The following is a 25150-nucleotide window of genomic DNA, read 5'->3' as shown; positions in this document are numbered from 1 at the left end:
ACTATTAATATCCTGCATTTTCTATAATTTTTTCGATAAGCTCCCGAGGGGAGAGGGGAGGGCGTTCTGCAAGCGCCTGGTGGAACAGGACGGTGGAGGGAGTGAGTGCGGGGAGCGTGTTCACTTCAATGATAAGGAGGTTGCCGGAATCAACGTGGAGGAATGCGTCGATGCGGGCATACCCTTTCAGACTGATTGCCTGCGCGAGTTTTGCGATATGATATTGTGCGCGCGTGAGAGCCCTTGGTTTCACTATGGACGACGGCGGGGGGGTAATATTGACGCCGGTGCCTCCTTGGAATTTTTCTTCTACCGTGAGCACTTCACCTTCCGCGACGGTGAGGCTTGGATTGAACACGCGGTAGGCGCCGCGGTATTCCATAAGCCCGATCGTCACTTCTATCCATCCGCTCACACGCCGGTATTTTAGGGCTTGTCGGGCGACCCGCACGGTATCGGTCTCGATAAAAGATTGGAACAAGAGCTCTTTTGCAGGCTGTCGCGGCATTTCAATTATGGAATCTTGGAGCTTGAGCGTATGGGCGGGGATGGAGGATGTTTTTGCGCGGATGGCATTGAGATAGCGCATGAGATCTTCTGCGCCAAAAAGATGTGCAACACCCGAAGAGCAGCCGTCCGCGCGCGGCTTTACAATCATAGTGCGGGTGCGCAGCTCTCTCGTGAGGGTTTTCCAAAATGAGACCGCTTCGCGTTTTGTAACTGGAAGATTATTTAATTCTAAAAGTTTTTCAGCGATTGCGTGGATCCCCGGGAGCGCGAGCGCTTCAATTGCGCGGTCGGTGCGCCACTTGTCCATACACAGCGAAGAAACGCCCGTACCGGAACCGTTATACGGTACATGGGTCTTGTCCAGCATAGCTTGGAGCGTACCATCTTCACCAAAGCCGCCATGGAGCGCGATGAAGACGAAAGGGGTATTTTTAATAAATTCATTGAGCGGTACGGGCCTTGGGATAAAGCTCAACTCTTCCGCCTCATGCGGACGGAACCCGAGACGCAAGCGCGCACGCCGTTCAAAGTGGGAAAGGCGCGTATGGTCTTGTGCGGCCCGTACGCAATTGTCAATTATCTCCTCCACGGTATGGTTGAGGGTATACGTATAGGGCAGCCTCCACACTCTTTGTTTTTCATCAAGGATAAATGGTACAGGATAGTAGCGGTGAGAGCGCCTGAGTTTCAGCCACACGTTGGTGCCGCTCATGAGAGAGACTTGCCGTTCGGAGGTTTCTCCTCCAAAGAGTATATGGACCGGCTTGCGGCGCTCGCGGTGTGTGTTCTCATCGTCAGCGGATGAGGGGAAGGGAATTTCGTACCGTTGGCACGCATGGCTGACGAGCGCGCGCAATGCGCCGCGGTGCGAAAGCCCGATGCGACTTGCTTGCTGGAAAAGGAAACTGTTTTGCTCCATGCCGCTCACTGGGTTGAAATCCGAAAACCAGATATTGCCATCCTTGAGCGCCCAACCGTCGAAGCGGGCAAAGTCGCGCATATGAAAGAGGGTGAAAAGCTGCTCTGCCTGCACTTGGATGCGGTCTATGGTTTCATCCGAAAAGCGGGGCGGACAATGATAGGTGACTTGGCGTGTGGGTAGGTATTTTTTCCTGAAATCAAAAATTTGATGGTGGGTATAATCAGCCTCTATTTCCGTGGGGATTATCGCGACTGGCATGTCGAAGCGATTTTGGAGGATGATGACGGTGAATTCGCGCCCCATGGCGAACGGTTCGATTACCACTCGCGTGTCGAAGCGGCAAGAAAAAAGATGCCGGACCCGATCGAGCGCTTGTGCAGGGGTCTGTACGGAGAAAACCCCAATACTTGACCCCCCGCTTGCGGGTTTGACGATAGCGCGGCTGATATGGTGTTTCTTGAAAAATGCATCAATGATATTTTTGTGGTCGTGGTGGTATATTTTTAGTACCACCGAAGGGAGCGCATGGAATCCATGGGCGCGGATGTATTCGTTCGCGTCATATTTGTCGAACAGGAGCTTGCACGAGTCAGCGGACGACCCGATAAAAGGAATATCATTTTTTTCCAAAATTCGTTGTATCCCGCCGTCTTCGCCAAATGGCCCGTGCATCACCGGGAATACTATGTCCGCGCGACGCAATAACCTCGCGAATGCCCCGTCGTCCAGAGGTTTAGCCGTATATTTCAATTTGAAATCGAAATCAGAGGGCGTGTTGGAATAGAGCTGGGATTGGGAAATGCGGTAGGGGCGCTTTTTATAATCAAAATAAATGGGGAGGATGTCAATATCCCCTCCTTTGAGATGGTCAAGCACCGACCGCGCGGAATTCAGTGATATACCCCTTTCAAGCGACGGCCCTCCGCAGAGGAGCGCTACAATAATTTTTTTGTCAGATTTCATAAATAAAATTATGCTATAAATTTAGCATAATTTTATATGCAATGCAATAAATCTATAAAATTTGATTATTTTTGCAAAATTTATTATGGGAAGATCATATCCCATATTGCCGCGGCGGCGTTGCGAGGAGTGCCGCTGAGACAATAGTGATGGAGGTCTATGTAGGGCAGCGCGTTCAATTCAATGACCCCCGAACGTTTTTGTGCGAACCATGGGCGGGTCATGTCCTTGATAATGAAGTCTATCCCTATGAGGGGGTCGCCAATAATGCGCGCGATTCGTTCAAATAGCCTTACATTTTCAGTATTCGCCTCGTCCGTGACGTCGTGGGTTAATCCGCCGCGTTCGCGTATGACTCCACGGTCAAGGATTACCGTTTCTCCTGCCGCTGGCATATCGCTCCAATCCCTGCGGCAGGCATTCAGATATCTGGTAGTGGCGCCGTCGGTGGGGATGGGATGGAAGACGGTGCCATCCCGGTAGGGCTGGGCGTTCTCGATGTCTACGAGTTGCCGGATGGTGCGTGTGCCGTCTCCCGCCACCTGTGGGTAGTTCCGGCGCGCGACCGCAATTAATTTTCCTCCCACAAGGAGCGCGCGATGCACGTCACCCTCAAGCTCCTCTTCCACCATTACCCACGGGCAGAGCTTACGCGCGGAGAGGAAGGCCCGGATTAATTGCTCGCGAGTATGGATCTGCACATGCGCATGGCGTCCGCGCGAGCCCAAGCGCGGTTTCGCCACCAACGGCGGGATGAGCCTCTCAAAAGCGCGCGCAACTCCACGGAGCGTGCTCACGGCATATCCGCGCGGGGCGGGAATAGATGAACGTGCGAGCGCCTGTTTTACTATCAGTTTATCATCGATCCAGTGTAAATTATTCACCCTCAGCGGGGGGCGAGGAAGACTGTTGAAGATCACACGTTGTGCATGGCGCTCTGCGATGAAGAGCTCGATGCTATGTGTGAGGGGACGGAATTCCCATATGTGTATTCCTCGCCGGATAGCTTCTGCCCAAAGCAGATGTGCGCGATGGGTAAGGTCGGGGTGAGGCTCAAGATGAATGGTGCCGAGCCCCAAGCGCGTGAAACATTTGAAAAGTTTCACGGTATACGTTTGTAGTAGAGTGCTCTGTGCGAGACGGTTGAGCAATGTGCGGAGTGGAGAGCAATAGTGGGAGAGGGGGGTCAGCGTAATAGCTGCGAGTGCGGCGAAAAAAGATGAGGCGTGGTGAATAGGGACAGGGCCGCAGTCCGGGCAGGAACGCTTTGATGACAAAGGAGAAATCATAATATTATGGGGTTGATATACCTTTATGTTCCCGCCATTTTCTTACCCCCACGCCAAGCGCAATGGCAATGAGCGCGAGTGCGGTCACTACGTAGTAGAGAGGTTGTGTGTTTCGGGCGCCTGAAGTGGACATTTCTTTTTGTGTGGAGGCTCCTTGCACTGTACCCAGGGAGGCCGTGTCATCCTTGCCGCGCGGCAGCACCCGGTAACCTGCACTTGTTTCTGAGAGAATACCCTTGATTGTGTAGCGTTCGCCTGCCGTGAAATCTTCAGGCCGGAGGCCCGTGGTATTTTTAAGCACTATGCGTACCTCCCCCGTATCATCATCGAGCCAGAGGGTCGTGCTTTTTTTCTCAATCAGTTCCCCTTCCACTTGCACAAGGCTACCTTCCTGTTCGTCGCTCAATGCGGCCGCAGTGAGCAAAAGAGGCTCCGGTGATTCCCCCGTGCCAATTTTTTTAACCCATCCGGTTTTAGGTACGGTGATTCTCGTTTCGTTGCCGCTCATGCTCACATACCCCCGCACTTCCACAAGGTCGCCTGCGGCGCAATCCGGGAATTGCACTGCCACCGAATAGATTTGTATGCCATTCAGGTACATGCTCGTGCGTCCGAAAACACCGGGCGGGACGATAACAACCCCCTCAATAGTAACGTTCGTGTTGCGTGGAAGACTTCGTATATCCTTAATTGCGACTTTTCGTATGCCCTTCATTGAAGGCTCTGTTGGTTTGCTTGGCGCATCCGCGTTTTGTGTATCTTCATCATCCTGCGATGCTACCACAGCGGTTTGCGCATTGAATGGTTTTTCCTCTTCTTCAGGCTCTTCTTCGGTTTCAGCAGGAAGGGAAAATATATTGGGCTTTCCAGGTGTGGGCGCAGTGGTCCATGCATAATTTCCTTGGTTGTCGCGGGCAAACGATATACCCTCTTCGCTTTTGCCGTATTGGGCTTGTGCTATCATTTGTCCTTGGTAACTGAGGGAAATGGTATCATCGTCGTTGTTAAGCACGATCTTGGTTTGTGCGCGCGGCAGGAGCAGGAGCCCGTGAGGTGGGATTGGGCTAGATTGAGTGGTAAATGTGTAGGATGCGCCACTCGCGTCGGAGAGTATGAATCCGGCAAGACTAGCTTCATCGTCTCCTTCATTTTTTAGTTCAATCCATTCACCAGTTGTATCATCGCCTATGGGGTTAGGGAGGAGTTCGTTGATGACAACAGTTAAGGTTGTGGAAGGAGTGGGAGATGTGGTGCTACTTTGCGGAGACCCCTCCTCTGTCCCCCCCTTAGTAAGGGGGGGTGGGGGGGGTCGTTGTTCTGGCCGTGTGATCACGTTAGATGCCGACGGGGTGGGCGTGGCGGACCATTGATAATTGCCGTCACTATCGCGCGCCCACGCGGAGCCTTCCTGTGCAGGGCCGGTATAGCTTATTGAAACGATTGTTTGTTCGTTGGGATTAAGGAGTCTTAAAATTTCCGTGCCTGTATTATTCAGTGATATGTTGGTGGCGTTGCGTGGCAAGAGAAAGTAGCCTTTTGGCGCAATGGTAGTTGAAGAAATGACACTACTTTGTTTAATCGTATAATGTTTGCCCGATGCATCCTCTACTGCCCAATCAGCAAGATTGATTTCTTGATTGGTGAGGTTTACCAATTCAATCCACTCACTCGCGGTGTCATCGCCTACAGGGTTTGGCAATACTTCGCTGAAGGTGACAAGTATACCTGACGAGGCGGTTCCTTGTGGGGTGGATGTAGTTTCGTGTGATCCCCCGTTATTTCCAGAACCTTGACTCTCATTATTTGATTCAGGCGATTCTATGAAGGATTGGTGAGGGGTGGGTGTGGTGAGTATAATAAAATCGGCTGCATTGTTATTGGTATCCACACCTCCCTTGCGTTCGATGCTCATGCCGGGGTCAGGCGTAGGCGCGGCATTGCCTTCACTTTCGCTCGCGCTCCCCATACCCACGAGGTCCATGATGGTATGGCCATTATCAGAGTAGAGGATGAGGGTGTTGTCGGCCGTGAGGGAAGATTGTGTCGAGTAGGCTATGCTTTTGGGTATTGCTCCCGCGTAGTCATTATGGGCAATCACCACCACACCATGCGCCGTAAGGGTGAGAGAAGGGAATTCAGTAAGCAGGTTTGAGAGCGACCCGGAGGCAGTTTTTTTCGACAGCCGCCACCCCGTGAGGTTCACATCCGCGTCTGTGGGGTTATAGAGTTCAATGAATTCGTCAGTCGCTTTTTCCCCTCCTACTTTGATTTCATTAATTACTACATGACCGTTCTCGGCATGTAGAGGGGAGAGCAGGAGGAAGAGTGCGATAAGCGCAAGGGGTATAGACGCCTTAATATGCATGATTTTAGTGTAGGTTTCTTTGCCAGTTTGAGCAATATGGTCTATTTTGTTACAGTGGTGAGGGAGCCCGGAGTGGCTCGAAGCAGAAAAAGCACGCAAACTGCTTTGCGTGCGACTGCGGAGAGGGGTTTTCCTATGTCGAGCGGAGTGAGACCGGAAAACCCGGGAGAATTCCCGCATTAGAGCAGAGCACAATGCGGGGTAGGTTGGTGAATGTACTCCGTTGGATAATAATGGGCGAGTGGCGGAACTGGCATACGCACAAGGCTTAGGACCTTGTTCTCGCAAGAGATTGAGGGTTCAACTCCCTCCTCGCCCACCACTTGTACGGGGGTATATTTGCGCTATCGCTATGGGATATCTTCTTTTTTTAAAAAATAGCCTGAAAAATTTTAATCAAATAGGGGCGTTTGTGCCGAGTTCGCAGTTTCTTGCGCGCACCATGCTCGAAGGAGTGCATTTGCCGCGCGCAAAGTGCGTGGTGGAATTTGGCGGCGGTACGGGAGCGATCACCACGCATATTCTTAAACTGCTACCTCCTCATGCCACGCTCATTGTCTTTGAACTAAATAAAGAATTAGCAGCACACCTGAAACACACGATCACTGATCCCCGTGTCTTTGTGGTGTGCGATCGCGCAGAACGCATCGGGCGCTATTTAAAGAAATACGGATTCAAGAAAGCAGATTACATCATTTCAAGTCTGCCTCTTGCGCATTTCCACCGCGCCGCGCTCGAGGGTTTATTATCCGAAATAATTACACACTTACATCGCAAGGGCGTTTATATACAATATCAATACTCCCTGCGCAGTTTTAGGCAGGTGAAAAAGGTATTTGGCAAGGTAGTGTTAAAATTTGAATTGTACAATTTCCCGCCCGCGTTCGTGTACGTGTGCCGTATGTGAAATGAGGAGTGAAATCAAATTCAGTAAAGATTTTTTTATTCTAAATAATATTTACGCCATATGATCATCGGCATTCTTTCGGACACCCATGACCAAACCGCGCGCATCCAGAAGGCGGTCGCGCTTTTCGTTGAGCGCAAGGTCGGTCTCGTCATCCATTGCGGCGATATCGTATCGCCATTCACCTTGCAGCTCTATAAGGATCTGCGCTGTCCTGTAAAGTTTCTTTTTGGCAATAACACGGGTGACATTTTTCTCCATCTGCAGTACAAAGAGAAGCACGGACTCAGCGAATATGAATTCGGGAACTTTTTCTCGCTTACGCTTGAGGGGAAACGGATTGCCGCATATCATGGCGACCAGCCGGCAATCACCGAAGCGCTTATCAAGTGCGGGGAGTATGATTGCGTGTGCGCGGGACATGATCACCGCGCAAGAATCGAACGGCATGGTAGCGTTCTGTTTATTAATTCGGGGACGCTTGCGGAATTGCCAGGCAGCGCCATGACACCGCCAAGCGTTGCCATCTATAATACCCATACCCACGAGGCGGAAATATCATTAATTTGAATAACACAGGATTGCGCGCGTGCATTGAAGGTATATCATCATGATTGCAACCCCCTCTTGTGCCTCTCCCCCTTTCAGGGGGAGAACTTTGATGTTATTGTCCTCCCCCTACGGCAGGGGGAGGTATGGGTGTGGGTACTAAAATCAATGAGCAGTTGCCATGGGTTGTATGGCAGCGCGCGTGGTTTTGTGCTAAAATATCCTAGCGCAGAGAGGTAAATCCCGGGATCTGAATTGCCTCTCTTTTGTTCAAGGAGGGCAATGAAAAGCCCGTTTTTTTGTCCCCATGCCCATGCTCGATCCGTCATTTAAGGCGCCTTTAGTGGCATTGAAGCAGTACCCGGTGAATCTTTTTATCCCTAAGTCATTGCCGGGTTCTGTAGGTGCGTCTTCGGCCGCTTCTGTATTCGTGAGCGCGGTGATCCCCACCTATAAACCACCGCAGGAATTAAAGGCGCTTGTGCGCACGCTCCTTTCTCACCCTTGCGTGCGGCAGGTGGTGGTAGTTGATGATGCAACACCTCCTGGCGAGGAAGATTTTTTTGCGAGCCTCTCACACATCGCGGCAGTGCTCGGCCGCAGCGCAGATTTCACTCTTCTTCATCTTAAGACTAATAGTAAGAGGGCAGGCGCGGTGAATCGCGGGCTTGCCGCTCTTCGGTATCCTCCAGGACCACCGCATGACATTTTAGTGCTCGATGATGATGTCATGTTAGCGGTTAATGCGATTTCTTCGCTCATACAGGCGCTCCATGCTTCTGAATATTTGGGCGCGGTGTGCACCCAGGCGCGCGTGTGCAATCGGCATGAGAATATTTTCACCCGCCTTCAAGGGTTAGAGTACGTAGGATTCAATGTCGCACGCGTTGCTGATCGAGGATTCCTCTTGGGGCCTCTGATAATGCACGGGCTTGCCTCTCTTATAAGAAGCACGGTTTTAATTAATGAAGTGAAAGGGTATGATCAATCACAGCTCTTGGAAGATTATGATCTGACGGTGAGGATGAAATCGCGCGGGTATCATGTGGCGCTTGCGGATGCTGCAATTGCAGGGACGGTGGTTCCTTCTACCTTTGGCCAATTATGGCGCCAGCGCGTCCGTTGGCAGTACGGGGGATTGAGGGTCGTAGAGAGCCATTGGCGGAAAATGCTCGCGGTTTTGCCTGATGTGCTTTCCCATATGCTTACCTTAGCGCTCTTGAGTGCGATTTTGGTGTCGCTCGTGTGGCATCAGAGCGGCAATGGCGAATCGACACTCATTACCGTCATACGGACAACTTCGATCGGTATGAGTGTGGTTTTTTATATTACCCAGCTCGTTATTACATTATTGCTGGATAAAGGGAAGGATTGGCTTGATGTGGCGATGCGCACATTACTGATTCCAGAGTTGTTGTATTCGATGGTGCTCTCGTTCGTATTGTTTGGTAGTTATATATTTTTTATCTATATGATATTCCGCGGACGCCTTGGCGCTGTAGTAACCGGAAGGGCAGTACACAAGATCTTTGGCTATTTTGATTCGTGGTTCCGTTTATTCGGATATACCACGACGTGGGGGACGAAGTGATTGAAATGAAAAAATTAAAAGTCATGGTTCGACTCAACTCACCATGACAATATATTTGTCACCCTGAGCTTGTCGAAGGGTTGAGTTATGGATTTTGAATTTTGATTTAGGGTTGGTATGTTTAATATCTTAGGGAAAAAAGAAGTGATAGGCACCACACTTTGGCTCGCGCCTGTGGGATTGAGCATCATGGGATATCTGCAATGGACCCCTTATCGAACCATCATGGCATTGGTGGTGCTCATAATGATGGTGAGCGTGTTCGTGAGTATAGGTGGCATTGTGCGTTTTATCGCGAATTATTTATCGGGGCCGCGGGTGCCTCTTGGTTAACGTAGTAATCATAATCTATCGTTGATTGATGATCATTTGTTGGGTAATCTGCTGTGTGGGGGCGTGTAGTGCTATATTATAACGGTTGAGGAGTTATCCACAGTATTGTATTTTCTAAAATTTATTGTATACTTTATACAAGTTTTTTATTTTTACTATCCCTCTCGAGGGCATGCTCACTCGAATGGGAAATACATTCTCTCTTCAATCATTATTATTAAACCCTTCACAAGGGAATTATTAAGAGCGTGCACTTTGGCACGTTTTTTATTATTAAAGAAAGGCTTATGTTAAATATTCGACTCCGAACCGTATTAAGTACCGCTGCTACCGTGACCATTGCATCTGTCGCGGCGGTTTTCGCAGTAGTCGCGGCAACAACTGTTGGGACCAATGTCTCAACTACCGGAACCATGGCTGTTACAGGCGCCACGACATTATCAGCCGACATTTACTCCACTGACGGCGCATTGTTCAATGTTGCCTCCACGACCGCGTTCCAAGTAGAAAACGGTTCTGGAACGGATGTTTTGAAAGTTGATACCACGAATACTGGTGTCGTGATTACCGGCCAAGCGACTACTACGGTCTATCAATGGATTGGTTCCGGCGGCACCGCGAATTATCTTGGCTACAGCGGCGGTGAACTCTATGTACAAAACGATGCGGAGATTGACGGCGCATTGTATGTGACAGGAGCTGCTACTCATGCAGCGGATATCTACTCCACCGACGGCGCGCTCTTCAATGTGTCCTCCACCACCGCCCTTGAGGTGCAGAACGGATCAGGGGTATCGGTGTTTAAAGTGAATACCGCGACCGCAGGAGTGACCGTGACCGGTTCCTCAACCCTTACTGGCGATATTTACTCCACCGACGGCGCGCTCTTCAACGTCGCATCCACGACTGCTTTCCAAGTAGAAAACGGTTCTGGGACGGATGTCTTGAAAGTTGATACTACGAATACCGGTGTCACAATTACGGGAAAGGCGACGAGCACCGTGGCGCTGTGGGTAGGGGCTGCGGGCACTGCGGATAATGTTGATTTAGCAAGCGGAGACGTGTATATCCAGGGTGATTTAGAAGTTGACGGTACTTTCTATCCCGCCATTTCGAGTGTATCAGGCGCATTCACCGCTGGCGGAGGTTACGGCAGTACCGGGGTTACCCTTTCCACTGACGGCAATATTCAGGCGAACGGCACGCTCACGGTTGACGGAGTTTCTACCCATGCAGCGGATATTTACTCAACCGACGGCGCTTTGTTTAACGTTGCCTCGACTACTGCACTTTTGGTCCAGAATGGTTCAGGGACGAATATACTTAAAGTTGACACCACCAATGGCGGTGTGGTGATGACTGGCAATGCGACCACTACCGTCTATCATTGGATCGGCGCAGCCGGCACGGCTAACTTCCTTAGCTACACCGGCGGTGATCTGTACGTGCAGGATGATGTGGAGATTGATGATAAGTTGTATGTGACAGGCAATACCACATTAGCCGCTGATATCTACTCAACTGACGGCGCATTGTTCAATGTGTCCTCCACCACCGCCCTTGAGGTGCAGAACGGATCAGGGGTATCGGTGTTTAAAGTGAATACCGCGACCGCAGGAGTGACCGTGACCGGTTCCTCAACCCTTACTGGCGATATCTACTCGACCGACGGCGCGCTCTTCAATGTTTCTTCCACCACGGCATTTCAGGTCGAGAACGGGTCAGGGGTAGACGTGCTTAAGGTAGACAGTACCTCCACGGGCGGCACCACGATGACAGGTAATGCGACCTCTACGGGCAACTACACAGTCGGCGACGGGAATAGTACCGCGACCTCTACTCTTGAAATAGGTGACGCTGATACTGCCGCTTGTCTGAAGCTTCGCGACGTGGACGCAGATGCATGGGTGTATTGTTACGTCGACGGCACTTCTCTCGTATGCAGCGCCAATGATCAGTGCCTGAAATAAGGTATTAAAGCTAATAGTACTTTACCTATGAAACGATTCACTATTGGCATCATCACAATGCTTCTGGCGCTTGTGGTCGGATATCCTGCCGCCGCACAGGAGCTCAATTTCAGCGAGAATACCACCGTCAACATCCCTGACCTTGGCATCAATCTTACCGTGATTTCAGGCGGCACGGCCGATTCGATGACCGTGAATTCCGGCAATGTCCAGTTCACGCTTTTAAGCGGTCAGTTAGTGATAGTGCAGTCAGCGAATGGCAGAGATCTTGTCGATAACCCCGACAGTGCTGCCGCAACTTGCGTAAGCAGCGGAACCACTTCGCAGATTACCTTATCTACTGTTGGCACTGTTACTTTAACGCCTTCAACCAGTGTGATGTGTACCGGATCTACTGGTTCAGGAGGAGGTGGTGGTGGTGGAGCAGCTACCGTCACCACACAGGCCGCACCCACAAGTATAAGCGTTTCTGATCTTAAAACCAGCACGTCACTGAAGGTATCGTGGACAAAGCCCACCAATACTGAATTTTCATTCATCCGTATTTACCGTTCAGAAGTAAAAGGGCAAAAAGGTACTGCTCTTCCGGACGCGCAAACTGGTGCTTCATATACTAATACGGGATTAACAAAAGGAAAGACGTATTACTATACAGTCGTTGCGGTGAGCAAAACCGGCACCGAGTCAACCAATACCCAGCAGTATGAGGGCGCTCCCTCTGCGCTTGCCGCCGCAGCCACAAAACAAGTTACGGGAGCAACCGGCGGAATGGTAGCGCTCTCTGATAACTCCGCAAGCGTGACACTGCCCAGCGGCGCAGTATCAGGTACTGCCGACGTCAGTATTACCCCCACTGCCACTTATTCGTCCCTTACGAGTGCGCAAGGCGCCGTAGGGGGGCAAGCGTATGAGATCGCAGTCACGGTGGGCACCAGCGCGGTAACCACTTTCAGCAAACCGGTCACGCTCACGTTCCAATACACCGAGGAGATGGTCAAAGGGCTCAAAGAATCAAGCCTCAAGCTGCAATACTGGGATGCGACTGCGAAGAAATGGGTTGAAGTAGCGGGCACCTTGAATACTGCCACGAATACCATTACCGCACAGGTTACCCATCTTACCCTTTTTGTTATCGTAGGAGACAAGACGACGGTGGCGAATCCCGGTGATTTAATAAAACTTACCTGCGTCGCGGGTGCGGCCGTCAATGATTCTTGCCGAAGCGTGTATTATCTTGGCAGCGATCTGAAGCGATATGTATTTCCCAACGAGGTAACCTTTAAATCATGGTATGCGGATTTTTCTGGGGTGAAAGAAGTTACACGGGACGAACTCCAATCGTATCCCATCAAGGCAAACGTGACAATGCGGCCGGGGACGTACCTCATTAAAATCACCACTGATCCAAAAACGTATGCGGTAGAGCCTGGGGGTGTGTTGCGCTGGATCCCCACGGAAGAGATTGCCATGTCGTTGTACGGCGCTGCATGGGCGAAGAAGATTGTGGATGTTGCTGACCCCTTCTTCATCAATTATCAGTCAACAAATGCAGTAGCCAATAAGCTCACCGCGACGCAGTATCCGGCAGGTACGGTGATCAAATATACAAGCGCGCCTACCACCTACTATTACGTCGAGGGCGGCAAAAAGAGAGCGCTCTCTTCTTCCTCATTCACTCAAAATAACCTGCGGACTGAATTTATCGTGACGGCGCCATCATCGGTAGTGTATGAAAATAGCACTGCGGTTGCCAGTGCGGAGATAGGAGTGATGAAAGTAGCAGGTCCTTAAAGGGACCGTTGCGAACGGCATTATTAATATTAAGCAATACCCCGCCTACCAAGGCGGGGTATTTGTTGACAGGGAAGCAATTCAAGGTTATACTAAACATGATTTGAGCTATTCAATTTCAGTTTTCCACGCTATAATTAATAAATAGGCACTAATGTTAGCCTAATTTTATTGATAAGTGAAGATTTTTATGAATGCATATCAGGTAATAGTTAACGTCTCAAGCGGCTAAAGGCTCGTGTGAGGTTATGTGTGCGACCGCTTTGAGACAAAGCGGTTTTTTAATACTTTTTATTTTTTAAACAAATACATAATTGATCTTATTCTTCTGCAAGGCGGTGTGCCATTTCTTATAAGAAGACGCACTGCCTGGGAGAAGAATACTGTAGAAGATGGCGTGCGCGTTCATTGACAATTGAGAGGTAATAAACAAGCGTCAATTTAAAATTGCATTTCGCAAAAAGAGAAATGAAGTATCTCTCGTCAATTCAAAATATTCCCAAAGAGCATACCTGAATACTCTTTGGGAATCCGTCATGAGAAGGGCACATGGTGGATGCCTCGATACGCGAGCGGCGATGAAGGACGTAGCAGCCTGCGATAAGCCTCGGGGAGGTGGCAAGCAACCTTTGATCCGGGGATCTCCGAATGGGGGAACCCCTCCGGCGCTCATAACGTCGGAGATCCTTGTCTGAATATATAGGGCAAGGAAGCGCACCCGGTGAAGTGAAACATCTCAGTAACCGGAGGAAAAGAAAAAAATATACGTAGATGCTAGTTTACGCGACATGTACGCTAGTTAACGCAATTTGCGTAAACTCGCGTCGGCATTAGCGTGAACTAGCGTCTATAGTGATTCCCTTAGTAGCGGCGAGCGAAAAGGGAACAGCCTAAACTGTAGAGGTTCCCATGCTATAATTCTCTTGCTCCGCAAGGAGTAAGGGATGAAGAGTGTGGACGGCTTACAAGGCCTTATGCTTACACAGGGTTGTAAGACAAATCTATACCGGAGCTTGTAAATCCGGGAGGAGCCTATCTACAAGACTTCCCTAGTGGAATCCCGTGGAATACGGGAGCCAGAGTGGGTGAGAGCCCCGTACGCGAAAGGGGTTTTGTGCTCCTTAGAATTGTTCTTAAGTACGTCGGGACCCGTGAAATCCCGGCGGAACCAGGGCCGACTATGGCCTAAGGCTAAATACGCTCCGTAATCGATAGTGAACAAGTACCGTGAGGGAATGGTGAAAAGCAGCCCGGGAGGGCGATGAAATAGTATCTGAAACCATGTGCTTACAAGGAGTCAACGCCCGCCGAAATTTCCGTAAGGAAATTTAGGTGGGTTATGGCGTGCCTATTGAAGAATGAGCCAACGAGTTTGTCTGCGCTGCTTGTCGAATCCCGATCAATCGGGAGAAGGCATAGTGAAAGCGAGGCTTCAACAGCCGTTATGGCACCGTAGACAAGACCCGAAGCCGGGTGATCTAGTCATGGACAGGGTGAACCACGTAGAAATACGGGGGGAGGCCCGAACCCACCAGCCGTGCAAAACTGGGGGATGATCTGTGACTAGGGGTGAAATTCCAATCGAACTCGGGAATAGCTGGTTCTCCTCGAAATAGCTTAAGGGCTAGCCTCTCTATAAACCGTCCGGGGGTAGAGCTACTGAATGGCTCGGCATGGCGCAAGCCTAGTCGAGCCAACCAAACTCCGAATACCGGCCGGCATGATAGGGGGAGTCAGACTATGGGGGCGAAGCTCCATTGGTCACAAGGGGAAGAGCCCACGACTGCGATATAAGGTCCCTAAATCCAAGCTAAGTGTAAAAGGGAGTGTAGTGACTTCGACAACTAGGAGGTTGGCTTAGAAGCAGCCATCCTTTCAAGATAGCGTAACAGCTCACTAGTCAAGTCGCTATGCACCGAAAATGTACCGGGGCTAAGCTTGGTACCGAATGTGCAGACCTGTCAGTGCTTTGCACTGGCAGCGTGGTAGAGGAGCGTCCCGTATGCCGTAAAGTCAGACCCGTGAGGGCTGGTGGAGCGTACGGGAGTGAGAATGTTGGCATAAGTAGCAGGAAGGAAGGTGAGAATCCTTCCCACCGCAAGCCTAAGGGTTCCCCGACAACGATGATCGGTCGGGGGTGAGGCGGGCCTAAGGCGAGGCCGACAGGCGTAGCCGATGGAAAAGCTGGTTAATATTCCAGCCCCCTGTCTATATTTGTATTGTACTGACGCATCTTAGTGTGGGATCCTGCTTTGGTTATGTAGGTTGTTGTCCCGATTTATCGGGATGACTGGAAACAAAGCCTTCGGGCAGCGTGAACTTCCGTAATAAGGTGCCGGGAAAAGGTACCATGCGTTAAGTATAGGCAGGTCCGTACCGCAAACCGACACAGGTGGGCGAGCATAAGCGTGCTCAAGGTGGACGAGAGAACCCTCGTTTAGGAACTCGGCAATTCAGTGGCCGTAACTTTGGAATAAGGCCTCCCCCGATTTATCGGGGGCGCAGTGAATGACCTCAAGCGACTGTTTACCAAAAACACAAGTCCCTGCTTCAAGCCGCAAGGCGACGTATAGGGGCTGATGCCTGGCCAGTGTCAGAACGTTAAGGGGAGAGGTGAAATTACGCCGCAAGGCGTAACGTAGCTTTGAACCGAAGCGCTGATGAACGCCGGCGATAACTATGAGTGACGATTGTAGTTATCTCAATAAATCTAGCTATATGCTGGAACACCCTAAGAGCCGACAATACCTCAACAGTAATCCGAAAGGATATGCTGAATGGTTTGAAAAATTGTCGGATTGGGCAATCAGCAGGAAAGGCTCCTCGAATGGAGAATCCTCAGAGACTATACGCTAGACTTCAGTATCATTGAGACGTACTGATGATGATATAGTCCGGTCTCATAGGAAACTATGAGTTAACATCAACAAATCGTCCTAAGGTGAATTTTGTTGCCTTAGTAAAATCTAGCTATATGCTGGAATATCTGGAGTATCTTGGGCTACTTGAGTACAATTAAGAAAAGGTCGTACTTAAGTCATAATGTTTCAAGTGCAGACAACCAGCAGGAAAGGACCACACTATGAACATAGAAGAAATGGATAATTTGGAGAGAGAGAGTTGGCGTGCTCAAGCGCGAGAATTGCTTGCCGACGAATACGATGAAATGGAATTTGATGTAGTTATAACCCGCACTGAACATCCAGGGAAGCTTTTAGAAGAGCTTTCAAATGATCTGCAAGCGGCTGAGGATGAGGAAGCAAAGAAACGTATTCGTGAAGATTGGGTCAAAAAGCATGTTTTCGATGTTAAGGAAAGTGGTGAGTAGTAGTGGTAATCCTCAGAGACTATACGCTAGACCCATGAACCACGCAGGGTTCAGGGAAGATATAGTCCGATCTCAACGGGCGACCGTGAGAAGTAGGCAGAAATGACCTACTCCTCCATCTTTGGAGGGTAACAGGATAAGCGAAATTCCTTGTCGGGTGAGTTCCGACGTGCACGAATGGCATAACGATTTGAGGACTGTCTTAACGAGGGACTCGGCGAAATTGCAGGGGAGGTGAAGATGCCTCCTACCCACGGCTAGACGAAAAGACCCCGTGAAGCTTTACTACAACTTGCTATTGAGCTAAAGATCAACCTGTTCAGCATAGGTGGGAGGTCCGACGCAAGTCGGACCGCCAGTGAGATACCACCCTGGTTCTTTTTTAGATCTCACTTCGTTCCGTGAATCCGGAATGTGAGGACAGTAGCTGGTGGGTAGTTTAACTGGGGCGGTTGCCTTAACGAAGATCCACATTCCGTTACACTCCGATGTTATTATTGGAGAGGGATCTTCAGGGGCGGCTCGGCAGCAATGCCGGGCGCAATATCGAGCTATATGCTGGGATATCCGAGTATGGCAAACTACTAATGATGATTAGTAAAAATGTTTGTCTGCGGACAATCAGCAGGTAAGAAGATTGATAATTTAATGTAAAAACCAATTTCAATTATCAATTTAAACCTCAACGACTACACGCTCGGCATCCTAAGATTTTTTGGGATGATGATATAGTCTGAACTGCGCGGCGACGCGCAGAGTCTCTTTCATGTTAAGAGACACTTAATCTATGAATAACAAAATCATCAAGAGTCTTTCAGAGTCTGTGCGTTTGACGGACCGGCAAAGAGAAATTATTGTTGGTCTGTTATTAGGCGACGGACACCTGGAGACTCAAAACAATGGCAGAACGTTTCGATGCAAAGTAGAGCATTCCATACGCCAAAAAGAGTATGTGGATTGGTTATATCAGCAGTTGAGCAATATGGTGCTCACTCCACCACAGTCAAAGCTGCAAACAGTGGCGGGAAAGGTACATGAAAAGTGTTGGTTTTCGACCATCAGCAGCGGCGCGTTGCGGTTTTATGGGCAGCAATTTTACGCAGATCGTAAAAAGATCGTGCCAAAGATGATCGCAAAACTTGTTACTCCTCTGTCACTGGCGGTTTGGTTTATGGACGACGGATCTTTGAAATCAAAGTTTCATCGCGCAAGGATTATCAATACTCATTGTTTTGACATGGCGAGCTTACTAAGGCTTCAAGACATGTTGCGCAGGAAGTTCCATGTCAATACCACATTGAGAAAACAGAGAGAGGGTACGCAACTCTATATTCCTTCGTCTGATATCGAAATGTTTGTCAATATTATCAGGTCCCATATCCATCCATCGATGGAGTATAAGATTAAGTTAACATAATTGCCTAAATGGTAACGGAGGCGTTAACTAAGGTTGGCTATTCCGGAATGGAAACCCGGAAGATAGGGCAATGCCACATGCCAGCTTTACTGCAAGGGGTACATCCCGCGCAGTTGCGAAAGCAGTACATAGTGAACCGACCGTCGCTCATAGGAGCGCGGAAGATCAACGGATAAAAGCTACTCCGGGGATAACAGGCTGATCGGGTCCGAGAGCCCATATCGACGACCCGGTTTGGCACCTCAATACATCGGGGTGCTACAAGAGTGATCCTGTACCAAAAATTCGGCTTATAACGGTGAACCCGTAAGTGGTATCCTGAACCTATATCACCCGGCAACACCGTGGGAAGTCCCCGCCAAAATTTTGCATGGCAAAACTTAGGCAGGTGACCCCGTAACGACTGACCCGAAAGGGGAGATCTGACTTATGTCGGATCACACGCCGACGCTCGCCAACGTACACCGAGATTATGTTCACGTTATGTGGACTACGATCCGGGGCGAGATGAAGATATAGTCTACCCCATGAGAAATCATGGAATCCGACAGCGATGTCGGCTCATCGCATCCTGGGGGTGCAGAAGCTCCCAAGGGTTTGGCTGTTCGCCAATTAAAGCGGTACGCGAGCTGGGTTCAGAACGTCGTAAATTTATTGCGACCTACTACTATAAAGTAGTAGTAAAATTCGGCTAATATCGGTGGAATCCCATTTATTATATTTTGACCGAACGTAGATGGGGCTATACCGAGGGAAGTTCAATGTAAATTGGACCCCGTAACGACTGATTCCAAGTACCGAGAGGGAACGGATGAGATCAGAAGTCATATTTTCTATTCTATAAACAATATTCTGATCATACGCCGACTCCCAGTCAGTGGACTGGGATGAAGATATAGTCTATGCCACTAGTAATAGTGGAACATCATGGAGACAGTTCGGTCTCCTATCTGTCGTGGGCGCTTGAGTGTTGCGGGGATTCTTCCCTAGTACGAGAGGACCGGGAAGGATGAACCTCTTGTGTACCAGCTGTTCTACCAAGGGCATCGCTGGGTAGCGACGTTCAGTCGGGATAAACGCTGAAAGCATCTAAGCGTGAAGCCCACCCCAAGATTAACACTCATTATTCAGACCTCCGCGAGATGAGCGGGTGTATAGGCCGTAGGTGGAAGCTCCGTAAGGAGTGAAGCCGAGCGGTACTATTCGGTCGAACGACGGATTCCCAAAGAGTGGACAGGCGATACTTCAGTGAAATGCATGAAGCGTTTGGTTATTACCGATTATTCGTTTCAGAGATCTCGGTGCCTCGAGCGATGTGGAACCACCTCTTCCCATCCCGAACAGAGCCGTGAAACGCATCAGCGCCGATGATACTTGGACCCAACCCGGTCCTGGGAAAGTAGGCCGGTGCCGAGGTTCCTGGAACGAATAATTTTCATATCCGTTACACGCACGCAAAGCAATTTGCGTGCTTTTATTTCTTTGATATGCCTTTGCTTCTAGTATAAGTGAGCAGTTGTTTCCTCAACCCCTTTAACAGGGCTTTTTATATTGCTATAATCATAAAGCGCAGTATTTTAAGTCTGGCCTTGGGATAACCAGGGCGGGCAAAAAGGGAGGAATCTATGAGAAAATATGTATTTTTGACAATGGCGCTATTATGTGTCCTTATAATCACTTCGTCTGGCTATGCTTCAGACGAGGCAGCAGTTGATCTATTTGAACACAGGACACTCCTTAAAGCGGATGGATGGGATGGGAAGGAATTCATTGTGAAATTCAAAGACGAGGGAAGCGGCGAGCGCGCCATTGAGGATTTGCGTTCAAGGTTAGGGGCTCTGAAAGAGCGCCCTCTCCATACCGCCAGAGATATGCGAAGAGTGGAAATGCCCCTAGGATTTAATGCCGAGCGCTTTGCACAATTGCTTGAGAGGATGCCGGACGTCGAGTATGTGGAGCCTAACGCATTGGTCTATGCGCTCATGGTTCCCAACGACCAATATTATTCATATCAATGGCACATGCCACAAATTAAGATGGAGCAGGCCTGGGACATGGCACAGGGTGAAGGAGTGGTAGTCGCGGTAGTAGATACAGGTATTGCGTATGAGGATTATATTGATCCGGTGAAAGGAACAGTATTTAAGCAGGCTCCCGATTTTGCGGGTACTACCTTTGTGGCAGGGTATGATTTTATGAATGATGACGCGCATCCCAATGACGATGAGGGACACGGCACGCATGTGGCGGGCACCATTGCGCAGACGACAAATAATATGATAGGTACAACAGGGATCGCCTTTAAAGCAAGCCTCATGCCGGTGAAAGTGCTGGGCGCAAACGGATCAGGTACGCTTGCGGATGTGGCGGACGGCATCCGTTGGGCGGCAGATCACGGCGCAAAGGTTATAAACCTTTCTCTCGGTACCACGGCAACATCCAACACAGTGAAAAATGCCGTCGCTTATGCGTACGGCAAGGGCGCAACTATCGTGGCAGCTGCGGGGAATGACGGCAAGAAGCGCAATATGTATCCTGCTGCCTATAATGAATATGTGATTGCAGTGGGCGCGGTGCGGTATGATAAACAGCGTGCGCGATATTCCAATTATGGATCATTTGTTGATCTAGTGGCGCCGGGCGGGGATCTTAATGTTGATCAGAATAAGGATGGATATGGCGATGGTGTACTCCAGCAAACTTTCGCGCAAGGAAATTCCACACAGTTTGGTTATTATTTCTATCAAGGCACCTCAATGGCAACCCCGCATGTCGCGGGCGCGGCGGCACTCCTCATGAGTAAAGGAGTGATTAACCCAAGTGAGGTGCGTTCACGGCTCGAATCAACTGCGCAGGATTTGGGAAGCAAGGGCAAAGATGCCTATTACGGATCGGGTTTGATAGATGTGGCAAAAGCATTGCAGGTACAAACCGGTGCTTCGAGCGCGCCAAGCGAGCCTCCTTCCTCTCCGCCTAGTTCGCAGCCATGGTGGTGGAATTGGTTCAATGGGTTACGGTCGCAGATGGGCGCATTTGAGGAATTGTCTTTGCCGTTTAAGGCACATTAATTAAATTATTTCTTACTCACTGTTTTATGGACGACCTTACCTGCACTACCTGCGGGGTGTCCGCAGAGGGGTGGAAGTGTTCCATGTGCGGCGCGGAGGCTGATGAGCACGATTCCCACCATTCTTGCGGCGGTTCGTACTGCCAGCCCAAATGTTCCGGCTGCGACGAAGCATCAGATAATTGCAGTTGCTGATGGAGTCCTAATGTTTTAGTTTTAACAGAAAAGCCTTGATAGGAAATACCAAGGTCTTTCGTAGTATTTGAGTGAAGCTTTATGCTTCACTTTTTTGTCGTGGAGCGTATTCATCCAGCATACGCTCCAAATTCTGGTTGCCCATTGCGCAAGGGCAACCCGCCTGGTAGCGCAGGATTTGGAACAAGGAATGATAATCACGTTGTTCCATGAATCCCCGCTCGGGATCATAGAGGAGGGCAGGACGCTCGGCTAGCTGTTGCCAAGTGAAAGCTAAGATTGGCGACACGAAGCCCCGACTCCAAATCACAACTTTCCCAATTAACTTATTCAACGTGCAATCTTGTCGAACAAGGTATCCGGATTGCCGCAGGGCATTAAGTTGTTCTGGCGTGGGGGAAGGATCACCAAGAATGCGGCCGGATGGGATGAAAGGTTCGCAATACAACGCTAAACCCATGGATTGCGACCATGGACAGACGACATTTAACAGTTCATCCGCATTCTCCTTTACCACCATCGCATCAAACCCCAATCGCTCAATGGGAAATTTCCATTCTGGCAGGCGCAGAAGTGGGGTTGGCACATCCATCTGGTGGCCATTGAACTCGGCCACTTCGTATGTGTAGTCGAATTTTCTCCCGATCAGACCGCATAGACGGGAGTTAATGGTCCGGTTTGCCGAGTGCATCTTGAGATACAGATGCACGGGGTATTGTGCCAGCCACCGGACGAACTCTTGTGCACTTACTTCTCCATCTCGTTCCATAATTCTCGCCCTCATTCGGCGATACCCCACCGTCTCATGACAGAATTGAAGTCCGTTGGAGAACATGAGTACATCCATCCCCAATTCTGTGGCGAGCCGAATTATGTTACCGATGTGATCATCGAGGAACGGTTCCCCTTCACCGGCGATATACACGGTTTGAGCACCATAAGACTTTGCTTCGCGGATTGCAGATTCATAAATCCGCCAGGCTCCTTGGTGAGCGGTTTGATCCGTGTAGCATTGCTCACAGAATAAATTACACTTACCAGAAGTCATGAGACAGATTGTATGAAGCACTCCGTTGGAGGGCGCAGGATTGGTAACGAGCAGATCATATAGTTGGCGATCCAGTTCCTTATTTGACCCACCGATAGTGAGGTTGGTTTTTTGTCTCACGCGCTCCACGAATCCCCATACAGGATTGTACTTGCTCGAATCTCGCGCGAGATCGCGAGCGACATTGTTAGTCGCGACCCGGATGAGGAGATCATCCGGTAGCCTGTGGGGAGCCAGCAGACGTGCTCCGCCGAAAGTTTGAGTTAGTTCACATGTTTTTTGCATCAGTACCTCCAAATTTTAAATGTTAATGGACTTTCTTTGCGACCGTAAACCAGAGGAATGTTTTTCGGTCGTTGGTATTTATTCTTTCTAGTTCGATAGTCTCAAACATATTGATGATTTCGAAATCATGCTCCGCATGAAGTCGATCCAACTCTTCCTTGGTATAGCAATGTATGTACAGACCATTTTTATAACGCGTGTGAGCATAGATGTCATTACTGCTAAGCCATGAGTTTATCAACAGTCCGCCAACTTTGAGTGCTTTGTACAATTTTTTCATAACGAATAACACTTCCGTATCATTAAAGAAGTGGAGTACGAAGTTGCTGAAGATGACGTCGAATGTTTTTTTAAATTTCGCAGTGCGTATATCCTGACATTTATTGATTAACGGCAAACTATCCTTGTTTTTATCGGCCATGCGGATCCAGGTTTTGCTCAAGTCAATATTGGTCACACGCATGCCGTGTTGTGTGAAGTAAATACTATTGCGTCCGTAAGCTCCCCCAACCTCGAGCACTTCATCGCCCTTCTTTAAATAATGGAGTGCTTGTCGGGAGCCAAAGCTTGGTTCATCTCCATAAATTTTTCCTTCTTGTGCTCGCTGTTCCCAAAATAATTGAGGGGTGGATAATGGCGCGGTATTCATAAAGTAACTCTATCGCTTTCTCGAAAAATTTATAAATTTGTCGATTATAATGTCAATAATTTGGCTTACATTCACGTATTATTAACATATGCAATACTATAGTTTTATATAGTTATTGACAGCATATGAGCATGCGCGTACAATTTATATTGTCATTGACGACGAAAAAGTCGTCATTTTTATCAAGGTAGTACCTATCTTATGCACATCGAAAATATATTGAAAAATATGGGCTTTAGCGAGAATGAGGCGAAGGTCTACCTTGCCTCTTTGGAGGCGGGGGTATCATCGGCGCAGGATATTGCCAAAAAGGCGAAGATAAAGAGAACCACTGCGTATTCGGTGCTCTCAGACCTCATGCGTAAGGGATTTGTGCACACCACCAGTGAGAGAAATAAAATGCGGTACATCGCACTCGCACCCAAACAGCTCTCCGAAAGATTTGCCGAATATCATAAAGAACTCTTGGGAGCGATCCCCTCATTGGAAGCCGTGTATAACAAGAGCCAGGTGAAGCCGAAGGTGGTATTTTTTGAGGGCGAGGAGGGCATTCGCCAGATCTATGAAGATACTATAGCCGATAAGCCGCAAGTGATTTTAGAATACAATACCGATAATATTTTTAAATTTTTACCCGGCTTTCCCAATGAGTATCTGCGGCAGCGCGTGCACCATAACATACGCGCGCGCAGGATCGCGCCCAAGAGCCCGCGCTGGATGTTCCATCGGTCGCGGGACAAGGATGAATTGAGTGAGACCGTGATGCTCCCCACTGACATGTATAATCCGCAAATTGAAATCAACATCTACAATAATAAAGTCGCTTTCATGTCGTATCTCGATGCGATGGGCCTGATCATTGAGAGCGGGCCGATTGCCGACGCGATGCGCCAGGCTTACGAGCTTTCCTGGTTCCAGGCAAGAACAATTGCGAAGGGATAAAGAATTATCTGAATGATTATTTATGTTACATAAGTAACAGAAGATATAGATAATTTTAAGCAAGACGATGGCGAAGAGATAACCGTATTCACCATGATTATTGATTCATTCCTTCTCTCTTTATTTTTCAGCGTTTGTCTCGCAGCCGAAGTATGGCTGTATTCACACCTTGACCTCTCATTTCTCCAACGAGGCAGGGTAGTGACAGTTTCGCAAAGGGTCGTTGGCTTTGTTGCGACGGTCACTGCTGCCATAGCTCTTATTATTTCGTTTCTCATCCTCCATCGCGCTTCGCCCTATCTCCTCCAGCTTTTCTATATTATTTTCTTCACCTTCTCCGCTGCTCTGTTCATAGTACTTGTAGTTCGTTTACGCCCGTTATTACCTCGATTCATCCTGGGAATTTTAATAGCGTTTATACTGCTTATAGTGACACTTATATTCCCCTATTCATTACTGCAGAATATATTTATGGCGGTTTCAATCTTGTGGGTTGGACCAATAGTATTCCGCCGGTTCTCATTGTCGCTTCCTCTCTTTTTTATTATTTTGGTAGTGTTTGCACTCATCGACACCTATAATATCTCTATTGTCACTCTGCCGTCACTCTTTAGCGATGAGTCGTTCGCGTATAATGGTCTTGTCACGGTTGGTGAATATATGCTCGGTATCGGTGATTTCTTTTTGGGGTACCTCATGGTGAGCGCGGCGCGCCATTATCTCGGCAGGGCGCCTGCATATTTTCTCGCCGCCTTGCTTCCCATCCCTCGTTTTCTCATCCGTATTATCATTCCCATACTCGCAGGGGCGACATTTCCTTACTCGCTATTCATGGTGCCGCTCTCGCTCACCGTGTTTTTTATGTTCCGCTCGCGGTGGGCAAACGTTCCTGTGCGACCTAAATGAGTATTTTCCAGTCAAGGAATGAGCCCCAAATCAATAGTCACCAGGGACTGTGATTTTCAATAGCGCGTTAAAAGTTTTTTCTCAATTTCTCAAATAAGGCGGCCTTTGCTTTTTTCATCTCCT

15 protein-coding genes, 1 tRNA gene and 2 rRNA genes are annotated in these 25150 nt (G+C 49.1%); 13 read left to right on the top strand and 5 right to left on the bottom strand.

Translation table 11 applies throughout. The annotated features are described in order from the left end of the window. Nucleotides 1-4 precede the first annotated feature (4 nt). The 3 genes from WC659_00915 to WC659_00905 all read right to left on the bottom strand — a co-directional run bounded on the left by WC659_00915 (nucleotide 5) and on the right by WC659_00905 (nucleotide 6049). A complete protein-coding gene (locus tag WC659_00915; GenBank protein MFA4872481.1) occupies nucleotides 5-2395 on the bottom strand; it encodes a hypothetical protein in 2391 nt (796 codons plus the stop codon). A gap of 83 nt (nucleotides 2396-2478) precedes the next feature. Further along, entirely contained in the window at nucleotides 2479-3684 is a 1206-nt protein-coding gene (locus WC659_00910; GenBank protein MFA4872480.1) for a hypothetical protein, read from the bottom strand. A 4-nt stretch (nucleotides 3685-3688) separates the two neighbouring features. Further along, nucleotides 3689-6049, bottom strand: coding sequence for a lamin tail domain-containing protein (locus WC659_00905; protein MFA4872479.1), 2361 nt, complete (start codon nucleotides 6047-6049; stop codon nucleotides 3689-3691). A 235-nt stretch (nucleotides 6050-6284) separates the two neighbouring features. On the opposite strand from WC659_00905, the gene WC659_00900 reads away from it, so the two are divergent. The 11 genes from WC659_00900 to WC659_00850 all read left to right on the top strand — a co-directional run bounded on the left by WC659_00900 (nucleotide 6285) and on the right by WC659_00850 (nucleotide 21197). Beyond that, nucleotides 6285-6371 (top strand) — tRNA-Leu (locus WC659_00900). 30 nt (nucleotides 6372-6401) lie between these two features. After that, the gene (locus WC659_00895; protein ID MFA4872478.1) at nucleotides 6402-6956 is read left to right on the top strand and encodes a methyltransferase domain-containing protein; all 555 of its coding nucleotides are present in this window, start codon (nucleotides 6402-6404) and stop codon (nucleotides 6954-6956) included. 60 nt (nucleotides 6957-7016) lie between these two features. After that, entirely contained in the window at nucleotides 7017-7526 is a 510-nt protein-coding gene (locus WC659_00890) for a metallophosphoesterase (GenBank protein ID MFA4872477.1), read from the top strand. A gap of 286 nt (nucleotides 7527-7812) precedes the next feature. Continuing rightward, on the top strand, nucleotides 7813-9096 hold the full coding sequence (locus WC659_00885; protein ID MFA4872476.1) for a glycosyltransferase family 2 protein: 1284 nt from the start codon (nucleotides 7813-7815) through the stop codon (nucleotides 9094-9096). A gap of 117 nt (nucleotides 9097-9213) precedes the next feature. Beyond that, a complete protein-coding gene (locus tag WC659_00880) occupies nucleotides 9214-9429 on the top strand; it encodes a hypothetical protein (protein ID MFA4872475.1) in 216 nt (71 codons plus the stop codon). Between the two features lie 287 nt (nucleotides 9430-9716). Beyond that, nucleotides 9717-11399, top strand: a complete 1683-nt coding sequence (locus tag WC659_00875) for a hypothetical protein (GenBank protein MFA4872474.1) — start codon at nucleotides 9717-9719, stop codon at nucleotides 11397-11399. 27 nt (nucleotides 11400-11426) lie between these two features. After that, nucleotides 11427-13190: a fibronectin type III domain-containing protein gene (locus WC659_00870; GenBank protein MFA4872473.1), complete on the top strand. Its 1764-nt coding sequence runs from the start codon at nucleotides 11427-11429 to the stop codon at nucleotides 13188-13190. 527 nt (nucleotides 13191-13717) lie between these two features. Then, nucleotides 13718-19159 (top strand): 23S ribosomal RNA (locus WC659_00865). Between the two features lie 73 nt (nucleotides 19160-19232). Further along, nucleotides 19233-19351 (top strand): 5S ribosomal RNA (gene rrf, locus WC659_00860). A gap of 209 nt (nucleotides 19352-19560) precedes the next feature. After that, the gene (locus WC659_00855; GenBank protein ID MFA4872472.1) at nucleotides 19561-21003 is read left to right on the top strand and encodes a S8 family serine peptidase; all 1443 of its coding nucleotides are present in this window, start codon (nucleotides 19561-19563) and stop codon (nucleotides 21001-21003) included. 26 nt (nucleotides 21004-21029) lie between these two features. Further along, nucleotides 21030-21197 (top strand): hypothetical protein, encoded by a 168-nt coding sequence (locus WC659_00850; GenBank protein ID MFA4872471.1) that lies wholly within the window; start codon nucleotides 21030-21032, stop codon nucleotides 21195-21197. 79 nt (nucleotides 21198-21276) lie between these two features. Here the strand turns inward: WC659_00850 and WC659_00845 are convergent, their stop codons facing one another. Beyond that, nucleotides 21277-22542: a hypothetical protein gene (locus WC659_00845; protein MFA4872470.1), complete on the bottom strand. Its 1266-nt coding sequence runs from the start codon at nucleotides 22540-22542 to the stop codon at nucleotides 21277-21279. 10 nt (nucleotides 22543-22552) lie between these two features. After that, nucleotides 22553-23179: a class I SAM-dependent methyltransferase gene (locus WC659_00840; protein ID MFA4872469.1), complete on the bottom strand. Its 627-nt coding sequence runs from the start codon at nucleotides 23177-23179 to the stop codon at nucleotides 22553-22555. Nucleotides 23180-23380: 201 nt separating this feature from the next. Here WC659_00840 and WC659_00835 point away from each other — a divergent pair, with 201 nt between their 5' ends. Next, a complete protein-coding gene (locus WC659_00835; protein MFA4872468.1) occupies nucleotides 23381-24121 on the top strand; it encodes a helix-turn-helix domain-containing protein in 741 nt (246 codons plus the stop codon). A 93-nt stretch (nucleotides 24122-24214) separates the two neighbouring features. Beyond that, nucleotides 24215-25027: a hypothetical protein gene (locus tag WC659_00830; protein MFA4872467.1), complete on the top strand. Its 813-nt coding sequence runs from the start codon at nucleotides 24215-24217 to the stop codon at nucleotides 25025-25027. Nucleotides 25028-25150 lie beyond the last annotated feature (123 nt).

The organism is Patescibacteria group bacterium (assembly GCA_041645165.1).
Classification (GTDB): domain Bacteria; phylum Patescibacteriota; class Patescibacteriia; order 2-02-FULL-49-11; family 2-02-FULL-49-11; genus 2-02-FULL-49-11.
Note: the sequence above shows the minus strand (reverse complement) of the source record. Positions and strands in the feature narration are given on the sequence as shown.

What these genes read in the sequence shown, in the direction of transcription:
- WC659_00875 (MFA4872474.1), top strand. Translation starts at nt 9,717, where the DNA reads ATGTTAAATATTCGACTCCGAACCGTATTAAGTACCGCTGCTACCGTG.
- WC659_00855 (MFA4872472.1), top strand. Translation starts at nt 19,561, where the DNA reads ATGAGAAAATATGTATTTTTGACAATGGCGCTATTATGTGTCCTTATA.
- WC659_00890 (MFA4872477.1), top strand. Translation starts at nt 7,017, where the DNA reads ATGATCATCGGCATTCTTTCGGACACCCATGACCAAACCGCGCGCATC.
- WC659_00870 (MFA4872473.1), top strand. Translation starts at nt 11,427, where the DNA reads ATGAAACGATTCACTATTGGCATCATCACAATGCTTCTGGCGCTTGTG.
- WC659_00905 (MFA4872479.1), bottom strand. Translation starts at nt 6,049, where the DNA reads ATGCATATTAAGGCGTCTATACCCCTTGCGCTTATCGCACTCTTCCTC.
- WC659_00915 (MFA4872481.1), bottom strand. Translation starts at nt 2,395, where the DNA reads ATGAAATCTGACAAAAAAATTATTGTAGCGCTCCTCTGCGGAGGGCCG.
- WC659_00835 (MFA4872468.1), top strand. Translation starts at nt 23,381, where the DNA reads ATGCACATCGAAAATATATTGAAAAATATGGGCTTTAGCGAGAATGAG.
- WC659_00850 (MFA4872471.1), top strand. Translation starts at nt 21,030, where the DNA reads ATGGACGACCTTACCTGCACTACCTGCGGGGTGTCCGCAGAGGGGTGG.
- WC659_00885 (MFA4872476.1), top strand. Translation starts at nt 7,813, where the DNA reads ATGCCCATGCTCGATCCGTCATTTAAGGCGCCTTTAGTGGCATTGAAG.
- WC659_00880 (MFA4872475.1), top strand. Translation starts at nt 9,214, where the DNA reads ATGTTTAATATCTTAGGGAAAAAAGAAGTGATAGGCACCACACTTTGG.
- WC659_00840 (MFA4872469.1), bottom strand. Translation starts at nt 23,179, where the DNA reads ATGAATACCGCGCCATTATCCACCCCTCAATTATTTTGGGAACAGCGA.
- WC659_00830 (MFA4872467.1), top strand. Translation starts at nt 24,215, where the DNA reads ATGATTATTGATTCATTCCTTCTCTCTTTATTTTTCAGCGTTTGTCTC.
- WC659_00910 (MFA4872480.1), bottom strand. Translation starts at nt 3,684, where the DNA reads ATGATTTCTCCTTTGTCATCAAAGCGTTCCTGCCCGGACTGCGGCCCT.
- WC659_00895 (MFA4872478.1), top strand. Translation starts at nt 6,402, where the DNA reads ATGGGATATCTTCTTTTTTTAAAAAATAGCCTGAAAAATTTTAATCAA.